Genomic DNA, 17,488 nt, shown 5'->3' with positions numbered 1-17,488 from the left:
GTGCTCCCCCGCGCTCGCGCTCCTCCCCCGCCCCGGTGTCCCGTGTGCCGGGGCGGTCGAGTCCGACGTCGCTCATCCGGTCGCTCCTTCCGTGGCGGCGAGGGGAGGCGTCGCGCTGACCGGGGGCCCAGCGACCCAGCCGGGGCCTCCCCGGGCCACAACGCGGGCGCTGTGCTCGGCCCAGCGGCCGGGGACGTGCGCTTCGGCGGGTGCGGCGAAGGGCAGGGGCTCGCCGGTGTCGTCCAGGACTACCCGGCGGACCGGGGTGCGCGAGACGATCTCCAGGTAAATGCCGTGAAATGCCGTGATGTTCTGTTCCACGGTGAACAGTTCGAGCGCGCGGGCGCGTGCGGCGGCCCCCAGGCGCTCACGGCGCTCGGGGTCGCGCAGCAGCGTGACGCACGCCTCCGCGAGCGCCTTCGGGTTGCGCGGCGGGACGACCAGCCCCGTGCCGCCGATGACCTCCACGACCGCGCCGACGTCGGTGGACACCGTGGCCCGGCCGCAGAACATGGCCTCGACCAGGCTGATCGGGAAGCCCTCGACGACGCTGGAGAGGAGGGCGACCGCGCCCGAGGCGTAGGCGTCGGCGAGCGTCGGCACCTCGGGGCTGCCGATCTCCTCGAAGGAGACGGGGTTGTCGCCGACGGCGTGCAGCCCCTCCGCCTCGTCGGGGAAGAGCTGCGCGGCCAGCGCCTTGCAGTGCCCCAGATAGGCCGCGCCCTCGGCACCGGTGGGCGCGCCGACGATCCTCAGCCGGGTCTTGGGCTCCTCCTTGCGGATCTCCGCGAAGGCGTGGAGCAGGGAGATCAGGTCCTTGGCGGGTTCGACCCGGCCGACCCAGACCAGCGTGTCCGGGTCCACGCACTCCGCGGACTCACCCACGGCGGTGAAGCGGGTGGCGTCCATGCCCGGGTAGACCGTGCGCAGTTTCTCGCGGGCGGCGCCGCAGCGCTCCTGCCAGCGGCGGGCGTGGGTGTTGCCGGGCGTGATCACCGCGGCCCGCCGGTAGGTCTCGGTGGCGAGGCGGCCGTGGAAGGCGGCGAGCAGGGTCCGTACGGCGGCCGAGGAGCCGGTGTCGGCCAGGTAGTGCGTGCGCAGTCGTACGCCGTACTCGGTCACCAGCAGCGGAACGCCGCTGAAGTGGTGTGCGAGGAGTCCGGGCAGGGCGGCCGGGCCGCCGGAGGTGGCGTGGCACAGGTCGACCGCGCCGAGGCCGTCGTCCTCGTACCAGTCGAGCGACAGGGGGCGCAGGGCGCGCTCCAGGTGTCCGGCCACGGCGAGCAGATCCGGCACCCGCGCCGCGCGCGCCGTCTGCCGGGCGCCGGGCGCGCGACAGGCGCGTTCCAGCGCGCGTACGGCGGTCTCGGAGCGGAGCGCTCCTACCAGGCCGCCCTCGTCGCGGGCGAGGTCGGCGAGTCCGTACAGGGCGTTGGCGAAACGGTCCGCCTCAGTGGCCGACGACTCCCCCGAGGCGTCGCCGGCCGTACCCTCGCACAGTGCCGCCGCCAACTCGCCGTAGGACTCGGCGAACCGCCGGCGCGCACGCCGGCCGTACACCACGCCGTCGTCCTCCGCGGTCCACAGCGGGGCCGTGATGACCCTGCCGACCTGCGGCGGGAGCTGGACCCAGCCCTCGTCCTCCTGCCGTTCGCTGCGGCTGAGCGCGTAGATGTCGAACTCGTGCTGGTCGAGCCCGCGCACGAGCCGGTCGCACCAGAGTGCGGCGTCACCGCCCACATACGGATAACCACCCTCCGTAAGCAGTCCTATGCGCACGAGCGCACCCCCGATCTCCCTTGTGAGGAGCCACCGTTGGGCCGGCGGCTCGCAGCGGGACGAAGGTATGCGGACAGGACGGTGGCGCGACGGACGGTTGTCCATCGCGCCACCAAAAGGGGTGAACGCTCGTAACTTTCCCGTGCGGGTGGCGTTCGGTCGCGCTAAGAGATCACCTGGACACGGAACGTCAGCTCACGGCCACTGTCCCGCGTTCCGCCCGGCGCCGGGCCGCGATCCGCGGATCGAGCGCCGGTACGGCGGCCAGGAGTTGCTTGGTGTACGGATCCCGGGGGCTGTCGTAGACCTCGTCGGCCGGGCCCTGTTCGACGATCCGGCCGCGCCGCATCACGGCGACCCGGTCGCTGACCTGGCGCACCACGGCGAGGTCGTGCGCGACGAAGACCAGCGCGATGCCGAGTTCCCGCTGCAACTCGCCGAGCAGGGCCACCACCTGGGCCTGGGTGGTGACGTCGAGGGCGGAGACCGGCTCGTCGCAGACGATGACGCGCGGGTCGGCCGCGAGCGCCCGCGCGATGCCCACGCGCTGGCGCTGGCCGCCGCTGAACTCGTGCGGGTAGCGGTCGTGGTGCGCCCCTTCGAGCCCCACGCGCTCCAGGAGTTGCCGCACGCGCTCCTTGATCCGCTTCTCGTTCCGCTCGCCCCGCGCGCGGAGCGGGTCGGCGATGGACTCGCCGACACTGCGGCGGGGGTTGAGGGAGGAGACGGGGTCCTGGAAGACCATCTGCACGGCCGGGTCCACGCCCACGCGCGCGTGGCCGTCGTGACGGACCTCCCCCGCCGTCGGTTCCAGCAGGCCGACCAGCATCCGCCCCAGGGTCGTCTTGCCGCTGCCGCTCTCGCCGACGACGCCGAGGGTCTCGCCCCGGCGGACGGTGAGCGAGACGTCGTCGACGGCGGCGAGGACCTTCCTGCCGCGGCCGAACTCGCGCCGCAGGCCCCTCGCTTCGAGGACCACCTCGCCGGACGCCCGGGACGGCGCGCGGGGCGCGTCCACGCGCGGGACGGCGGCGAGCAGTTCGCGCGTGTACGCCTGCGCGGGCTCGCCGAGCACCGCGTCGACCGGCCCGTGCTCGACCGCCCGCCCGTGCCGCATGACGAGCACGTCGTCGACGCTCTCGGCGGCGACGCCCACGTCGTGCGTGACGAGCAGCAGGCCCATGCCGGTCTCCTGGCGCAGCGTGTGCAGCAGGTCGAGGATCTGGGCCTGGACGGTCACGTCGAGCGCGGTGGTCGGCTCGTCCGCGATCAGCAGCTCCGGCTCGCAGGCCAGCGCCATCGCGATGAGGGCGCGCTGGCGCATGCCGCCGCTGAACTCGTGCGGCCGGGACCGGGAGCGCCGTACGGCGTCCGGGATGCCGACCCGGTCCAGCACCTCCACCGCACGCGCGCGTGCCGTGCGTCGCGACACACGCGTGTGGACGCGGTACACCTCGGCGATCTGGTCGCCGATCGCGTAGTACGGGTCCAGGGACGACAGCGGGTCCTGGAAGACCATGGCGGCCTTGGCGCCCCGCAGCCGCCGCAGTTGCTCCTCCGACGCCCGCTGTACGTCCACCCCGGCGACCTCGACCGAGCCGTCCACGCGCGCGCCCGTGCCGCGGTGCAGCCCGAGCAGGGCGGAGGCGACGGTGGACTTGCCGGAGCCGGACTCGCCGACCAGGGCGAGGGCGGCGCCCTGCTCCAGGCGGAAGGAGAGGCCGTCGACGGCGGCCAGGTCGCCGAACCGGACGGTCAGGTCCGTCACGTGGACCAGACTCATGCGAGCACCACCCTTCGGTCGGCCACGGCGTAGAGGACGTCCGCGACGGCGTTGGCGAGCACCACGAAGAAGCCGATGACCAGGACCATGCCGACGACGACGGGGAGGTCGACGACGGTGACGGCGTGGACCAGTTCCTGGCCGATGCCGGGCAGGCCGAACAGCGACTCGACGAGGACGGCCCCGCCCACCGCGCCGCCGAAGTCGTTGGCGTTCAGGGCGATGATCGGGGCCAGCGCGCCGCGCAGGGCGTGCCGGCCGACGATCGACCGCTCGCCGACGCCGTAGGCCCGGAAGGTGCGGATGTGGTCCTCGGCGAGCGTCTCCAGCATCGAGGCGCGGGTCAGCCGGGCGAAGTAGGCCGCCTCGCCGAGGGCGAGCGTGACCCAGGGCAGCAGCAGGCCCCACATCCACTGCTCGGGGTCGTCGGAGAAGGCGACGTACTCGGGGAAGGGCAGGAGTCCCAGTTGCCCGCAGACCACGATCATCAGGACGAGGCCGATGACGAAGGTGGGGGTGGCGGTGCCCGCGAGCGTGACGCCGGTCAGCGCTCGCTCGGTGAACCGGCCGCGCCGCCAGGCCGAGAGCACTCCGGTGCCGACGCCCAGCAGCAGCCAGAGGACCATCCCGCCGAGCACCAGCGACAGGCTGACGGGCAGCTTGCCGAGGATGATCCGGGTGACCTGCTGGTCGCTCTGGTACGACAGCCCGAGGCAGGGTGCCGGGCAGTGCTCGACGGAGGTGCCGGTGGAGTAGTCGTGACCTGCGACGATGCCCTGGAGGAAGTGCCAGTAGCGCAGGTACAGCGGGTCGTCGAGCCGGAGCTGCCGGGCGACCTGGTGCACCTGTTCCGGCGAGCAGCGCGGGCCGCAGGTGATCTGGGCGACGTTGCCGGGGGTGGCGTAGAAGACGACGTAGATGATCACCGTGAGGACCAGGAGGGTGAGTACGGCGCTCACCGCCCGGCGCAGCGCGAATGCGGGGAAGCCGCTCATGCGGTGCCCTCCTTGACGGCCTTGGACTCCTGTCGGCGGCCCGCGCCGACGCGCAGCCGGGAGGCCGCGCGCGGGTCGAGGGCGGTGCGGACGCCGTCGCCGAGGACGGTGAGCGCGAGGACGGTGACGAACAGCGCGGCCGTGGGCAGCAGCAGGTACTGCGGGGCCGCCTGGTACCAGACGTCGGCCGAGGTGAGCATCTGTCCCCAGGACGGGGTGGGCGGCCGGACGCCGACGCCGAGGAAGGACAGGGACGCCTCGATGCCGATGTTGGCGGGCACCATGAGGGCCGCGTAGGTGATGACGGGGGCGGCGAGACCGGGCAGCAGTTCCCGGCGGGCGATGCGCAGGGTGCCCCAGCCGCTGAGCCGGGCGGCGGCCACGTAGTCGAGTTCCTTGAGGGTGAGGGTCTGGGCGCGGGCGATCTTGCCGATCGTGCCCCAGGCCACGAAGCCGATGATGAGCGCGACCAGGACCGGCCGGGGGAAGCTGCCCGGCACGACGGCCAGCAAGGCCAACGCCATGATCATCAACGGCATGGCCACGATGATGTCGGTGACGCGGCTCAACAGTTGATCAACCCATCGGTTGCCGAGCGCGGCCGCGACGCCGACGACGACACCGAGGAGGACCTGTACGACGGTCGCGGCCAGCGCGACACCCAGCGAGACCCGGGCGCCGTACACCAGCCGGGCGAACAGGTCGCGTCCGGTCTGGGGTTCGACGCCGAGCCAGTGGTCCCCGCTGACGCCCCCGAAGGGCCCGAGGGGGACGCCTCCGCGCGCGGAGTCGATGAGGGACGGGTGGTAGGTGGTGGGGTCCTGGCCCTCGATCGCCGTGAGGAGCGGCGCGGCGAGGGCGACCAGGACGAGCAGTGCGACGACGGCCGCCGCGACCATGGCGGCGCGCTGCGCCCGCAGCCGCCGCCAGAACTGACGGGCCACCGAGGCCCCCGGCACGGATGCCCCGGGGACCTCGGTGGCGACAAGTGCCTCGCTCATCGGGTTACTTGACCGCGACCTGCGAGATGTCCAGAACACCGGTCCAGTCGCTGATCACGACGTTCTTGATGTCCTTGCCGTACAGGCGCTTGTAGACCGGGTGGAACAGCGGCACGGTCAGTGCCTGCTCGCCGATCTTCTTGTCCAGTGCGCCCCACCTCTTGGCGGCAGCGTCAAGATCGGTCAACTTGTTGATCGCGTCAATCTCGGCATTGACCGACTTGTCGTTGAGCAGGCCCGTGTTGAAGTTCGCGCCGTCCTTGACGATCTGGCGTCCGTCGAAGATCGGGGCGAGGAAGGGACCGCCGGAGGGCCAGTCGGCACCCCAGTGGGCGAGGAAGAAGCCGGGCTCGCTCTTCACGCTGTGGATCGTGTCGGAGTAGTCGTTCTCCTCCAGGCCCTGGAGCTTGACCGTGATGCCGGCCTTCTTGAGCGCGTCCTGGATCGCGGTCGCGATCTCGGGGCTGGTCTCGAAGTCCTTGCTGTTGGAGTGCGTCAGCGTGACCGTGAGCCCGTTCGGGTGGCCGGCCTGCCTCAGCAGCTCCTTCGCCTTCGCCGCGTTGCCCGTCGCGCCCGCCGGGAAGAGGTCGTAGGGCTCGTAGCCGAAGGACTTCTGGTCCGGCAGGAAGGTGGTGGCGGACTCGGCGAGCGCGCTGCCGCCGGCCGCGTTGACCACGGAGGAGCGGTCGATGGCGTACGAGATCGCCTGCCGCACCCTGACGTCGTCGAACGGCTTGACGGTCGGGTTGAACGCTATGTAGTCGGTGTAGCCGAAGTGGCCGGTGCCGACGCGCGAGGCGAGTTCCTTGTCGCCCGTCACCTTGGCGAGTTCGGCCGGGCCGAGGTTGGTGTCCGTGGTGACCGCGGCGGCGTCCGCCCCTTGGGACGAGGACAGCCGCTGGTTGATCACCGAGGAGTCGAGCCCGGACTTGACGTCGATCCGGTCCGGGTAGGCCTTGCGCTCGGCGTCCGTCGCTGCGGACCAGTGGGTGTTGCGCTCCAGGACGAGGTGCTCACCGTCGTTCTGGTTCGAGACGACCTTGTACGGCCCGGACGAGACCGGGTGCTCCTCGTACTTCGTCCCGGTGTCCTTGGCCTTCGGAACGGGCGTGAACTGCGTCTGCGTGGCCAGGTACGGGAACTCGCCCTCGGGCTTGTTCAGATGGAAGACGATGGTGCGCTCGTCCGGCGTCCCGATCGCCGCGAGGCCCTTCTTGTCCTTGTACGGCCCCTGGTAGTCGGCCGCCCCGACCAGCCAGTCCCGCAGGTAGGGGGCGCCGCCCGAGAGCTCGGGCGCGAAGGAGCGCTCGATGCCGTACTTGATGTCGGCCGAGGTGATCGCGGTGCCGTCCTCGTACTTGAGGCCCTTCTTCAAGGTGTACGTCCACACGGTGGCGTCCTTGCTGGGGCGCCCGGTGTCGGTGGCGAGGTCGGGGACCACCTTGGCGCCGGCGGCACCGTTCTCGCGGTTGCGGGTGGTGAGGGTGCGGAAGACGAGGGAGGGCACGTTGCCGCCGCCGGAGGTGTACAGGCGGGCCGGGTCGAAGTCCTGCTGCGGGTTGGAGTTCAGGACCGTCAGGGTGCCGCCCTTGTGGGGCGCGGAGTCGCCACCGGAGCTCTTGGCATCGTTGTCCTCAGGGCCGCAGGCGGCGGCGCCCGCTGCCAGAACCAGGCTTACGGATACCGCGGCCACACGGCGCGCTGTGAGGGACGGTTGACGCATCGGAGACGACCTCTCTAATGATGTGTCTCGAATGGCGAGACGGATTGACGAAGGGTGAGACGAAAGTGGACAGACGTCTGCCCCGGCGTCGGGTCGTCGAAAGGAGCCGTGACTCGGTCACGGGTACATGCGGGATTCGCGACGCGCGCGCCTGGGGCGGGCGTCAGCGACAGAGGATGTCGGCCACGCAGAGCGGGGTCACGCCGATGAGCGCCAGCCGAATGGCGGCGCTGCTCTCGAGGGCGTGACTGGACCACATGGGCAGAAATATGTACGACCGATCAACGCATGTCAATGTGACATATGCGCCGTCTGTCAACTCCCGGGATACGCCCACGGGTTGGCCCGGCAGTGGATCCCGTCGTGGTCGAGGAACTTGGTCTGCTGCTGCATGACCGGCGCGAGCTCGCCGTTCTTGTCGCAGGTCACGTGGGAGTAGCCGAGGCGGTGGCCGACCTCGTGATTGATCAACATCTGCCGGTACGCATGGATCTGATCACCGTATGTGGTTGATCCCTGCGCCCATCGATACGCGTTGATCATCACGCGCTCGGTGGCGGCCGAGTCGCACGAGACGTTGTCCTCGGTGGTGTCGAGGCCGGACTTGGCACACCAGTCGGCCGTGGTGCCGGGGCTGGCGAGCGTGATCACGAAGTCGGGCTTGCCGGAGTGGATGCGCTCGAAGGTGCGTGCCCCGCCGTGCGCCCAACTGCGGTCGTCGTTGAGCGTCTTCTGCACGGCCTCGGCGAAGAGTGCGCCGTCGAGGCCGAGACCCTGCTCCACGTCCACGCGGTAGGTGTACTTCTGCCCCTTGCCGGGCGCCTTGTCGAAGCCCGGGACCGCGTCGAACTTCCCGGAGCCGTCGAGCTTGGCGCTGAGCGGGTACTTGGTGCCCATCGCCTGTTCGTACGTCAGCGTCGCCGCCTCGGCCGAGGGCGACGGCGACGGCTGCGCGTCCGCGCGCGTGCCGGAGTCGCGGAGGTCCCGGGCCTGGTCGGTCGCGGACTGCGCACCGGCTGCGGTGCCGCGCCCGTCGGTGACCTGTCCGGCCACGACGACGGCGAGCACGGTGACGACCGCGGCGGCCGCGATGCCGGTGAACGCCCGGCCCTTGCCGCCCCTGCCGCCGCCGTCGGCCGTCGGTGGCAGGTCGTCCGGGGGCTCGTGGCCGTGGTCGGGGCGGGAGTCCTCGTCTGCGTCGTCCGGCCAGGCGGTGACGGAGCGGTGCGCGGCGGCGGGGGCTCCGGTCGGGGGGACCGGGCCACGGCGGCCGCCGGGCGCGAAGACGTCGACGTCGTGGCCGCCGTCGGCGAACGCGTCGACGTAGTCCTGTCGCGGCCCCGACCTCGATCCGGACGGGGCCTGCCGCTGGTGGGGCAGCGCGGTTCCGGGTCCGGCGGCGTGACCGTCCGGGCCCTGACCGCTCAACTCCCCCCAGCCGCCGCCGGATTCGCGCTGCTCGGGATGCCCGCCACGGACCCGGGGCACGCCCTGGGCAGGGGTGCCGTCGGGCAACCGCGGGAAGCCACGCGGCGGCGTCCCCTCCGGGAACCGCCGCGCACCCTGGGCGGACGGACCACCGGGCACACGCGGCACGCCCCGCGCGGGCGTGCCGTCGGACAACCGGGGAAAGCCGTGGGCCGGGGTGCCGTCAGGGAGGCGGGGTGAGCCGGGTCCGGGGACCGCCCCGCCCGGAAGCCGGGGAAAACCGTGCGCGGGCGTCCCGTCAGGGGCGCCGGAAGATCCCGGCCCGGACGCCGCCCGACCGGGCACCCGAGGAAACCCCAACGCCGACGTCCCGTCCGTAAGGCGAGGCACTCCACGCGCCGGCGTCCCGTCAGGAACCCGGGGGAAGCCGTGCGCCGGTGTCCCGTCAGGCAGCCGGGGGAAGCCGTGTGCCGGTGTCCCGTCAGGCAGCCGGGGAAAACCGTGCGCCGGCGTCCCGTCGGGGACGTGTGGGCCGCCCTGCGCGGGCACCCGGTGGCCGGCAGGGCCGCTCACCGGTCCGGGCCGGGGCGTTCCGCGCTCGGGTCCCCGAGCCGACTGGGGAGCCGCTGTCGGGCCGGCAGGCGGCCGTTCCCGGCCCTGCGACTCCGCCGCGAGACCCTTGGCGCCCCGCACCGCCTCGGCGGCCGTCTGGCCCGTACCCGTACCGCTCTTCCCCGAACTGCTGTTGTCGGGCCCCTTCTTGGGAGCGGGCCCGCGTCGACTGTGGCGTCCCACGCCGCGCCTCAGCTCCCCACGATGGTGGCGTCGGCCCCGTCACCGGAGGCCTTTGCGGCGTCTGCGCCGTCACGCGGGGTCCCCTCACCGGAGGTGCCCGCCGAGCGGTCACGCCGGTCACAGCCTCCCACGGAATCGCCGGAAGCCACCGCCGCCTTGTCCACGGCCAGCTCCCGGAACGCCTTCGCCACCGTCTCCGGGTACTCCATCATCGCCACGTGCCCCGCCTCCGGCAGGGTCAGCAGGCGGGAGTCGCGGAAGGTGCGGGCCGCCTTCTGGGCCATGCGGAAGCCGACGAGCTGGTCGCGACCGCCGTAGACAAGCAGCGTGGGCGCGAGGACGCGCTCGGCCTGGCGCCACAGCGCGTGCTGGCCGCCCAGCGTGTACGCGTTCACCAGCCCGCGCGCGGAACGCGTCATCGCGTCCCAGAAGTACGGCAGTTGCAGCCGCCGTTCCATCTCCTCCACCGCGTGCCGGAAGCCCTCGGGGCTGACCCGCGCGGGGTCGCCGTAGCACAGAGCGGTGACGCCCTGGACGCGCTGCTCGGGCGTCCAGTCCTTGCTGAACCGGGTGAACAGACCGGCCACGCCGGGCAGCGCCAGCAGCCCGGTGGGCACGGCGGTGCGCTGGACGCGGATCTCCGGGAGGGCCGGCGAGACGAGGGTGAGGGTACGCACCAGGTCGGGCCGCACCGCCGCGACGCGCGTGGACACCGCGCCGCCGAGGGAGTTCCCGAAGAGGTGGACGGGCCCGCGGCCGGACGCGTCGAGAAGGCGGATCACCGCGCGCGCGTGGGCGGTGATCGAGTAATTGCCGTCGTCCGGCGGCGGGGAGTCGCCGAAGCCGGGAAGATCGACGGCCTCGCCGTCGACGTCGCCCTCCAACTGCTCCATCAGCGCCGACCAGTTCTGCGAGGAACCGCCGAGCCCGTGCACGTACAGCGCGGGCGGCAGCCCCTCACGCGCGGGCGGCCTCGAACGCACCGTCAGAGTGATCCCCGGCAGCCCCACCGACCTGAGCCGCTCTCCGTCGCCGACCCGGACGGGTGCCACTTTCGGAAGGACGGTGGCGGGCGGCACGAGGGGCAGCTCGGTCGAAGACATGCGGCAATGTTACGAGACGATCACGCACTGGTTCACGTGTTCGCCGTCACAGCTCACATGTACGAGGTGGACGCGGCGCGTCGTACCGAGCGGAGCACGCACATCGCATGGCGTCCAGATCGTGTGTCTCCTAGGCTCGTGGGCAGGGCACCCGAATGTGGCCCCCTGTGCACATCAGGGACGTTCTAGGAAGGGAGCCCGCAATGACCTACGACCCCACCGACCCCGAGACCTTCGCCGACTCCGAGGCGCTCGAGGAGGACGACGTGGTCGAACTCGACGTCGAGGCCCCCGAGGGTGACGCCGCCGAGCAGCACACCGACATCGCGCCCGACCGCGACGACCCGCTGACCGGCGTGGACCCCGACCGGGCCAACGAGGCCGACCTCGCCGAACAGGCCCGGGTCGTCTCGATCGACGAGGACGACTATCGATAGGCATCGGCACGCAGCGAGGGCAGCCGGCACCGCCGTCATCAGGACATTCCTGAGCCGGAAGTGCACGCCGTTGCCCGCTGGATGCCCGTTTGAAACCTTTGCGCGGCTTTCGTCACCGTCCGGTCCGTGAAATTCTGCGCTCGCACCGCGCACAGCACGGTTACCGAAAAGTACGATGGCGGCGCGGCGCACACCGCACGTGGACGACATTGGGAGGCGGCGTGACAGCCATCGAGCAGACAGAGGCGGCACGCCCGAGGGGGACGCGCCTGCCGCGCCGTGCCCGACGGAACCAGCTGCTGGGCGCCGCCCAGGAAGTCTTCGTGGCGCAGGGCTACCACGCGGCCGCGATGGACGACATCGCCGAGCGGGCCGGCGTCAGCAAGCCGGTGCTCTACCAGCACTTCCCGGGCAAGCTCGACCTGTACCTCGCGCTGCTGGACCAGCACTGCGAGTCCCTGATCCAGTCGGTGCGCACCGCGCTCGCGTCGACGAGCGACAACAAGCAGCGCGTACGGGCGACCATGGACGCCTATTTCGCGTACGTCGAGGACGACGGCGGCGCGTTCCGCCTGGTCTTCGAGTCGGACCTGACGAACGAGCCCGCGGTGCGCGAGCGCGTCGACAAGGTCACCAACGAGTGCGCCGAGGCGATCTGTGACGTGATCGCCGAGGACACCGGCCTCTCGCGCGCGGAGTCGATGCTGCTCGCGTCCGGCCTCGGCGGGCTCGCCCAGGTGGTGGCCCGTTCCTGGCTGCACAGCGACCGGAGCGTCCCGCGCGACCAGGCGGTTCAGCTGCTGACGTCGCTGGCGTGGCGGGGCATCGCCGGATTCCCGCTGCACGGCACGGAACACCACTAGCGGCCCTCGGGCCCGCGCAGGAACCACGAACGACCCGCACGCACGCGTGCGGGTCGTTTGTTCCCGCCCGATGTTCGCTGTTGGCGTTCTCGCCCGGAGCGTGTACGTCCCCTCACCGGGCTAATGTGTGCTGGGTACGGCGCGGAAGGTCGCGCACTTCACTGACCGTCGGAGGGACATAGCCGTGGAGGTCAAGATCGGCGTGCAGCACGCGCCCCGCGAGATCGTTCTGGAGAGCGGTCAGAGCGCCGAGGATGTCGAGCGGGCGGTGGCGGACGCGCTGGCCGGCAAGTCTCAGCTGCTGAGCCTGGTGGACGAGCACGGCCGCAAGGTCCTCGTCCCGGCCGACCGTCTCGCGTACGTCGAGCTCGGCGAGCCGGCTCCGCGCAAGGTGGGCTTCGGCGCGCTGTAAGCAGGCAGACGAAGAGGGGCCCGGTGGCTTGACGTCGCCGGGCCCCTCTTCGTGCGCCGGCAAGATTTTTCCCTCCCGGCCCGGAGCATGAACGGCACCCCGAGAAGGATTGCATTCCGCAGGTCACGGGTATGACGGGCTACGACCGTAATGCGCAGTGTGGCCGTGTGGGAGGGACCCCATGATGTTGATCGAAGCGCTCGGCTCCGCGCTGCTCGGTCTGGTGCTGGCGGGGGTGGCCTCGCACCGCCTCGCCCACCGCCTGCCGAACCGCTCGCTGGTCCTCGCGACCGGCATCGCGGGAGCCCTTTTCGGCGCCTTCGTGACCCACACCGCGCTGGACCCCGGCAACATCCTGCTGATCCTCCTGGGCGCGGCAGTCGTCTCCGTCGCCTCCCTCTCCCTGCTCCTGCGCCCGTCGGGAAGACTCCGCCGCTCGGCGACGGCGTGAGCGGAAAGCGGAAGTAGCTCCGCGGGGAGAGCGACCAACCCCGGGAGCGAGGCCGAGCGACCTCGCCGGCGCCTGACGGTCCCGCCGGGCCCTATGGCCGTACGCCGCCGACACCGGAGCACCGGGGCACCGGGGCACCGGGCAATGGCGCCCCACTCCCACACCACCGCGGCCCGGCCACAACACCGGCCCACCTGCGCTCCGCGACGCCCAGAGCCGAGACCACCCGCCCCGCAACAGCCTTGGCGTCGGCGACGAGTGCCTGTGGCGACACGGGCCGTCGCAACCCACTCCCACACCACCGCTCGTAACGGCGCGAACCAAAGCCGCCCGCACGGGCCACCGGCGGTTCCGCCGCACAGCCGCACCAACACTCGCCGCCCAAGCCTGGCCACCAGCCGCAGCGCGACAGCCCTGGCACCAGCGCCCCGGCGGCCGAGGCGCCCGACGGGCGCCCGTCACACCGCCAAGCCGCCCCAACCCGCTCCCACACCACCGCAGTTCCGCCACGCGAAACACGACCAGCGCCCCGGAGCACCAGCCCGCCCCGGTCACCACCGCTCGCAAATGCGTCAGCGGAAAGCACCCGCGTGGAGGCCCGGCCGCTCGGCCGAATGAGTGCGACCGGTGGACCGCGGCTCAGCGGCCCGCGGCCCCAGCCGCACTCAGGCCGCCGTCATCAGCAGCCCCAGCCTGGGCCCCGCCACCGCAGCAACAGGCAGACGGCCAGGCAGGCGAGCGCGGAGCGAAACGCCCCCTGCCCCCTACGCCGCCAACCCGAGCGCCGCCATCCGCTTGGTGTGTGCCTCGGTGATGCGGGAGAACATGCGCCCCACCTCGGCGAGATCGAACCCGTCCGCGACACCCCCGACGAGCATCGTCGACAGCGCGTCCCGGTCCGCGACGACCCGCTGGGACTGCGACAGCGCCTCGCCCATCAACCGCCGTGCCCACAGGGCGAGTCGGCCCCCCACCCGCGGGTCCGCGTCGATCGCCGCACGCACCTTCTCCACGGCGAACCCGGCGTGCCCGGTGTCGTCGAGGACGGCCAGCACCAGCTCGCGCGAGTCCGTGTCGAGCCGTGCGGCGACCTCCCGGTAGAAGTCACTGGCGATCGAGTCGCCGACATACGCCTTGACGAGCCCCTCCAGCCAGTCCGACGGCGCCGTCTGCCGGTGGAAGCCGTCGAGGGCCGCGACGAACGGCTCCATCGCGAGCGTCGGCTCCTCGCCGATCTCCGTCAGCCGGTCGCGCAGCTTCTCGTAGTGGTGGAACTCGGCCGACGCCATCTTCGCCAGCTCCGCCTTGTCCGCCAGCGTCGGCGCCAGCTTGGCGTCCTCCGCGAGCCGCTCGAAGGCCGCGAGCTCGCCGTACGCGAGCGCGCCGAGCAGGTCGACGACCGCGGCTCGGTACTGGGGGTCGGCGGCGGCCTTCGTCCAGTCCTGGGCGGCGACACCGGTGTGCTCGACGGTGGTTTCGGCCGGGTTCTCGGAGGCGTTGTCGGGCTTGTCAGAGGTCGTCATGAAGCGCACAATAGCCCGCTCTCCGGACGGCGGAAGGCCCTGGTCAATCAGTGTGACGACGACTACGTGACCAAATCGGCCATCACATGTGCGCGATTCCGGGGTATGGTGGTAATGCGCCTGCTGGTACACCGGCACTTTGTGAGTGCCGTACCTCGACAGGCCGCACGTATGAGGATGCCCGGTCGGTGGCCCGATCGGCTCCGACCCGACAAGCCCTCCTCGCCCGTACGGCACTGTGCGTACGGAGTTCGGAGGGGGACCCTCAGCGGTACGAGCGCTAGAGCGTCGGCAGTGGTCCCGTGCCATTACGGCTTGGCCCGTAAGGCAGCCGACGTCCCCAGCACGGTAGACGACACCCCGCGCTCGCCTCGCACCGCGCACACAGAAGAGGCAGCACCCTGACTACGACTTTCCGCGATCTCGGGATTCTGACCGAGACGGCCGAGGCCCTCGAAGCCGTCGGCATCGTCAACCCCTTCCCCATCCAGCAGATGACGCTCCCGGTGGCCCTCTCCGGCTCCGACGTCATCGGCCAGGCCAAGACCGGCACCGGCAAGACGCTGGGCTTCGGCCTTCCGCTCCTCGAGCGCGTGACCGTCCCCGCCGACGTCGAGGCCGGCCGCGCCAAGCCCGAGGCCCTGACCGACGCCCCGCAGGCGCTCGTCGTCGTCCCGACGCGCGAGCTGTGCACCCAGGTCACCAACGACCTGCAGACCGCGGGCAAGGTCCGCAACGTACGCGTTCTCGCCATCTACGGCGGCCGCGCCTACGAGCCCCAGGTCGAGGCCCTCAAGAAGGGCGTCGACGTCGTCGTCGGCACCCCGGGCCGACTGCTGGACCTCGCGGGCCAGAAGAAGCTCAACCTCGGCCACATCAAGGCGCTCGTCCTCGACGAGGCCGACGAGATGCTCGACCTGGGCTTCCTGCCCGATGTCGAGAAGATCATCAACATGCTGCCGGCCCGCCGCCAGACGATGCTGTTCTCGGCGACCATGCCGGGCGCCGTCATCAGCCTCGCGCGCCGCTACATGTCGCAGCCCACGCACATCAACGCCACCTCGCCCGACGACGCGGGCCGGACGGTCGCGAACACCAAGCAGCACGTGTACCGCGCGCACAACATGGACAAGCCCGAGATGGTCGCGCGCATCCTCCAGGCCGAGGGCCGCGGGCTGGTCATGGTCTTCTGCCGCACCAAGCGCACCGCCGCCGACCTGGCCGACCAGCTCCAGCAGCGCGGCTTCGCCGCCGGCGCGGTCCACGGCGACCTCGGCCAGGGCGCCCGCGAGCAGGCGCTGCGCGCCTTCCGCAACGGCAAGGTGGACGTCCTCGTCTGCACCGACGTCGCCGCCCGCGGCATCGACGTCGAGGGCGTCACGCACGTCATCAACTACCAGTCCCCCGAAGAGGAGAAGACGTACCTGCACCGCATCGGCCGTACCGGTCGCGCGGGCGCCAAGGGCATCGCGATCACCCTCGTCGACTGGGACGACATCCCGCGCTGGCAGCTGATCAACAAGGCGCTGGAGCTCGACTTCAACGATCCGCCGGAGACGTACTCCACCTCCCCGCACTTCTACGAGGACCTGGGCATCCCCGCCGGCACCAAGGGTGTCCTGCCGCGAGCCGAGCGCACGCGCGCGGGGCTCGACGCGGAGGAGCTCGAGGACCTGGGCGAGCCGGGCGGACGCGGTGCACGTGGCCGCGGTGACCGTGACCGGGGTCGCGGACGGGGTGGCCGGGACGAGTCCCGCTCCGCCGACCGCGAGCGTTCGGACCGTACGCCGCGCCGTCGCCGTCGTACCCGCGGCGGAACCCCGCTGGACGCGAACGCCCCCGTCGAGGGGGTCGCCCCGTCGGAGACCACCGCGGTCGAGGACGCCACCACGACCCGCACCCCGCGCCGCCGTCGCCGCACCCGTGGCGGGGCGTCCGACGCGGCGCCGGCCACGGCGAGCACGGCAGCGGCGACGGTCGAGCCGGCCGTCTCCGAGGCCGCGGAGTCCGCCGTCACGACGGCGGAGGGCCCTGCCGTCGACACCGAGACCCCGGCCAAGCCGCGCCGCCGCAGGACCCGCAGGTCCGCGGAGACGCCGGCCGCGGTGGAGACGGTCGCGGAGACCACGCCGGTCACCGAGGCCGCTCCGGTCACGGAGGCCGCCCCCGTCGCCGAGACCGTCCCGGCGGAGGAGGCCCCGGCCACCAAGCCGCGCCGTACGCGCAAGACGGCTGCCACGGCTCCCGCCGAGACGGCCGTCGACACCGCCGAAGCCGTCGAGGCCAAGCCCCGCCGCACCCGCAAGACCGCCGCCACCACGGCCGAGGCGGCCGTGGACACCGCGGAAGGCACGGTCACCAAGCCGCGCCGCACCCGCAAGGCCACGGCGGCCCCGGCGGAGACCGCGGAGGCGGCCACCGCCACGGCGGAAGCCGTCGAGGCCAAGCCGCGCCGTACGCGCAAGACGGCTGCCACGGCTCCCGCCCAGACGGCCGTCGACACCGCCGAAGCCGTCGAGGCCAAGCCGCGCCGTACGCGCAAGACGGCTGCCACGGCTCCCGCCCAGACGGCCGTCGACACCGCCGAAGCCGTCGAGGCCAAGCCCCGCCGCACCCGCAAGACGGCTGCCGCCACCACGGCCGAGGCGGCCGTGGACACCGCCGAGGCAACGGAAGCCAAGCCGCGTCGCCGTACCCGCAAGGCCGCCGAGCCCGCCGTGACCGCCGAGATCCCGGTGCAGGCGGCTCCGGAGCCGGAGACGGCCGAGGTGGCCAAGCCCCGGCGGACGCGGAAGACGGCGAGCACTGCCAAGGCTGCCGAGGAGGCCGTGGACACCGCGGAGGGCACGGTCACCAAGCCGCGCCGCACCCGCAAGGCCACGGCGGCCCCGGCGGAGACCTCGGCCGACACGGCGGAGAGCGCGGAGGCCAAGCCCCGCCGCACCCGCAAGACCGCGGCCACTTCCCCGGCCACCGCCGAGGCGGCCACGGACACGGCCGAGGCCAAGCCCCGTCGGCGTACCACCCGCAAGGCCGCGGAGCCCGCGGTGACCGCCGACATCCCGGCCCAGGCCGATCAGGAGCCGAAGGCGGCCGCCCCGCGCCGCCGGACGCGCAAGACGGCCGCCGCGGAGCCCGCGGACAGCTGATCCGACGCCGACGGCCCGGTCCCTCCACCAGGGACCGGGCCGTCGG

The 17,488-nt window shown here is 72.4% G+C and carries 14 protein-coding genes; 5 read left to right on the top strand and 9 right to left on the bottom strand.

What is annotated here, in order from left to right; all coding sequences use genetic code 11:
• Window positions 1-72: 72 nt before the first annotated feature.
• The 8 genes from EHS43_RS16955 to EHS43_RS16925 form a co-directional block, all read right to left on the bottom strand.
• Complete coding sequence (locus tag EHS43_RS16955; RefSeq protein WP_125191607.1) at window positions 73-1,779, bottom strand: DUF3492 domain-containing protein; 1,707 nt, start codon at window positions 1,777-1,779, stop codon at window positions 73-75.
• 190 nt (window positions 1,780-1,969) lie between these two features.
• Window positions 1,970-3,562 (bottom strand): ABC transporter ATP-binding protein, encoded by a 1,593-nt coding sequence (locus EHS43_RS16950; protein WP_125191606.1) that lies wholly within the window; start codon window positions 3,560-3,562, stop codon window positions 1,970-1,972.
• Window positions 3,559-4,557, bottom strand: a complete 999-nt coding sequence (locus tag EHS43_RS16945; RefSeq protein WP_125191605.1) for an ABC transporter permease — start codon at window positions 4,555-4,557, stop codon at window positions 3,559-3,561. The genes EHS43_RS16950 and EHS43_RS16945 overlap by 4 nt, the downstream gene beginning before the upstream one ends.
• Window positions 4,554-5,558 (bottom strand): ABC transporter permease, encoded by a 1,005-nt coding sequence (locus EHS43_RS16940; RefSeq protein ID WP_125191604.1) that lies wholly within the window; start codon window positions 5,556-5,558, stop codon window positions 4,554-4,556. Before EHS43_RS16940 ends, EHS43_RS16945 begins: the two co-directional genes overlap by 4 nt.
• 4 nt (window positions 5,559-5,562) lie before the next feature.
• Window positions 5,563-7,281 carry an ABC transporter substrate-binding protein gene (locus EHS43_RS16935; protein WP_125191603.1) on the bottom strand — a complete coding sequence of 573 codons (1,719 nt, stop codon included), beginning with the start codon at window positions 7,279-7,281 and terminating at the stop codon, window positions 5,563-5,565.
• Between the two features lie 163 nt (window positions 7,282-7,444).
• Window positions 7,445-7,540, bottom strand: a complete 96-nt coding sequence (locus EHS43_RS48785; RefSeq protein WP_312023424.1) for an Ms4533A family Cys-rich leader peptide — start codon at window positions 7,538-7,540, stop codon at window positions 7,445-7,447.
• Window positions 7,541-7,596: 56 nt separating this feature from the next.
• Entirely contained in the window at window positions 7,597-8,904 is a 1,308-nt protein-coding gene (locus EHS43_RS16930; protein ID WP_260470570.1) for a DUF3152 domain-containing protein, read from the bottom strand.
• A gap of 608 nt (window positions 8,905-9,512) precedes the next feature.
• Window positions 9,513-10,607 carry an alpha/beta fold hydrolase gene (locus EHS43_RS16925; protein WP_125191602.1) on the bottom strand — a complete coding sequence of 365 codons (1,095 nt, stop codon included), beginning with the start codon at window positions 10,605-10,607 and terminating at the stop codon, window positions 9,513-9,515.
• Window positions 10,608-10,810: 203 nt separating this feature from the next.
• Between EHS43_RS16925 and EHS43_RS16920 the strand changes: the two genes are divergently transcribed.
• From EHS43_RS16920 to EHS43_RS16905, 4 genes are all read left to right on the top strand, one after another.
• A complete protein-coding gene (locus EHS43_RS16920) occupies window positions 10,811-11,044 on the top strand; it encodes a hypothetical protein (protein WP_125191601.1) in 234 nt (77 codons plus the stop codon).
• A gap of 221 nt (window positions 11,045-11,265) precedes the next feature.
• Window positions 11,266-11,907, top strand: coding sequence for a TetR/AcrR family transcriptional regulator (locus tag EHS43_RS16915; protein ID WP_125191600.1), 642 nt, complete (start codon window positions 11,266-11,268; stop codon window positions 11,905-11,907).
• A gap of 184 nt (window positions 11,908-12,091) precedes the next feature.
• On the top strand, window positions 12,092-12,319 hold the full coding sequence (locus tag EHS43_RS16910) for a DUF3107 domain-containing protein (RefSeq protein WP_020136741.1): 228 nt from the start codon (window positions 12,092-12,094) through the stop codon (window positions 12,317-12,319).
• 184 nt (window positions 12,320-12,503) lie between these two features.
• On the top strand, window positions 12,504-12,770 hold the full coding sequence (locus EHS43_RS16905; RefSeq protein WP_185806282.1) for a hypothetical protein: 267 nt from the start codon (window positions 12,504-12,506) through the stop codon (window positions 12,768-12,770).
• A 764-nt stretch (window positions 12,771-13,534) separates the two neighbouring features.
• Here the strand turns inward: EHS43_RS16905 and EHS43_RS16900 are convergent.
• The gene (locus tag EHS43_RS16900) at window positions 13,535-14,302 is read right to left on the bottom strand and encodes a ferritin-like fold-containing protein (RefSeq protein WP_125191598.1); all 768 of its coding nucleotides are present in this window, start codon (window positions 14,300-14,302) and stop codon (window positions 13,535-13,537) included.
• A gap of 485 nt (window positions 14,303-14,787) precedes the next feature.
• On the opposite strand from EHS43_RS16900, the gene EHS43_RS16890 reads away from it, so the two are divergent.
• Complete coding sequence (locus EHS43_RS16890) at window positions 14,788-17,442, top strand: DEAD/DEAH box helicase (protein WP_125191596.1); 2,655 nt, start codon at window positions 14,788-14,790, stop codon at window positions 17,440-17,442.
• Window positions 17,443-17,488: the final 46 nt, after the last annotated feature.

It is taken from the genome of Streptomyces sp. RP5T (genome assembly GCF_003933965.1).
Taxonomy (GTDB): Bacteria; Actinomycetota; Actinomycetes; order Streptomycetales; family Streptomycetaceae; genus Streptomyces.
This window is presented reverse-complemented; position numbering and strand designations above follow the sequence as displayed.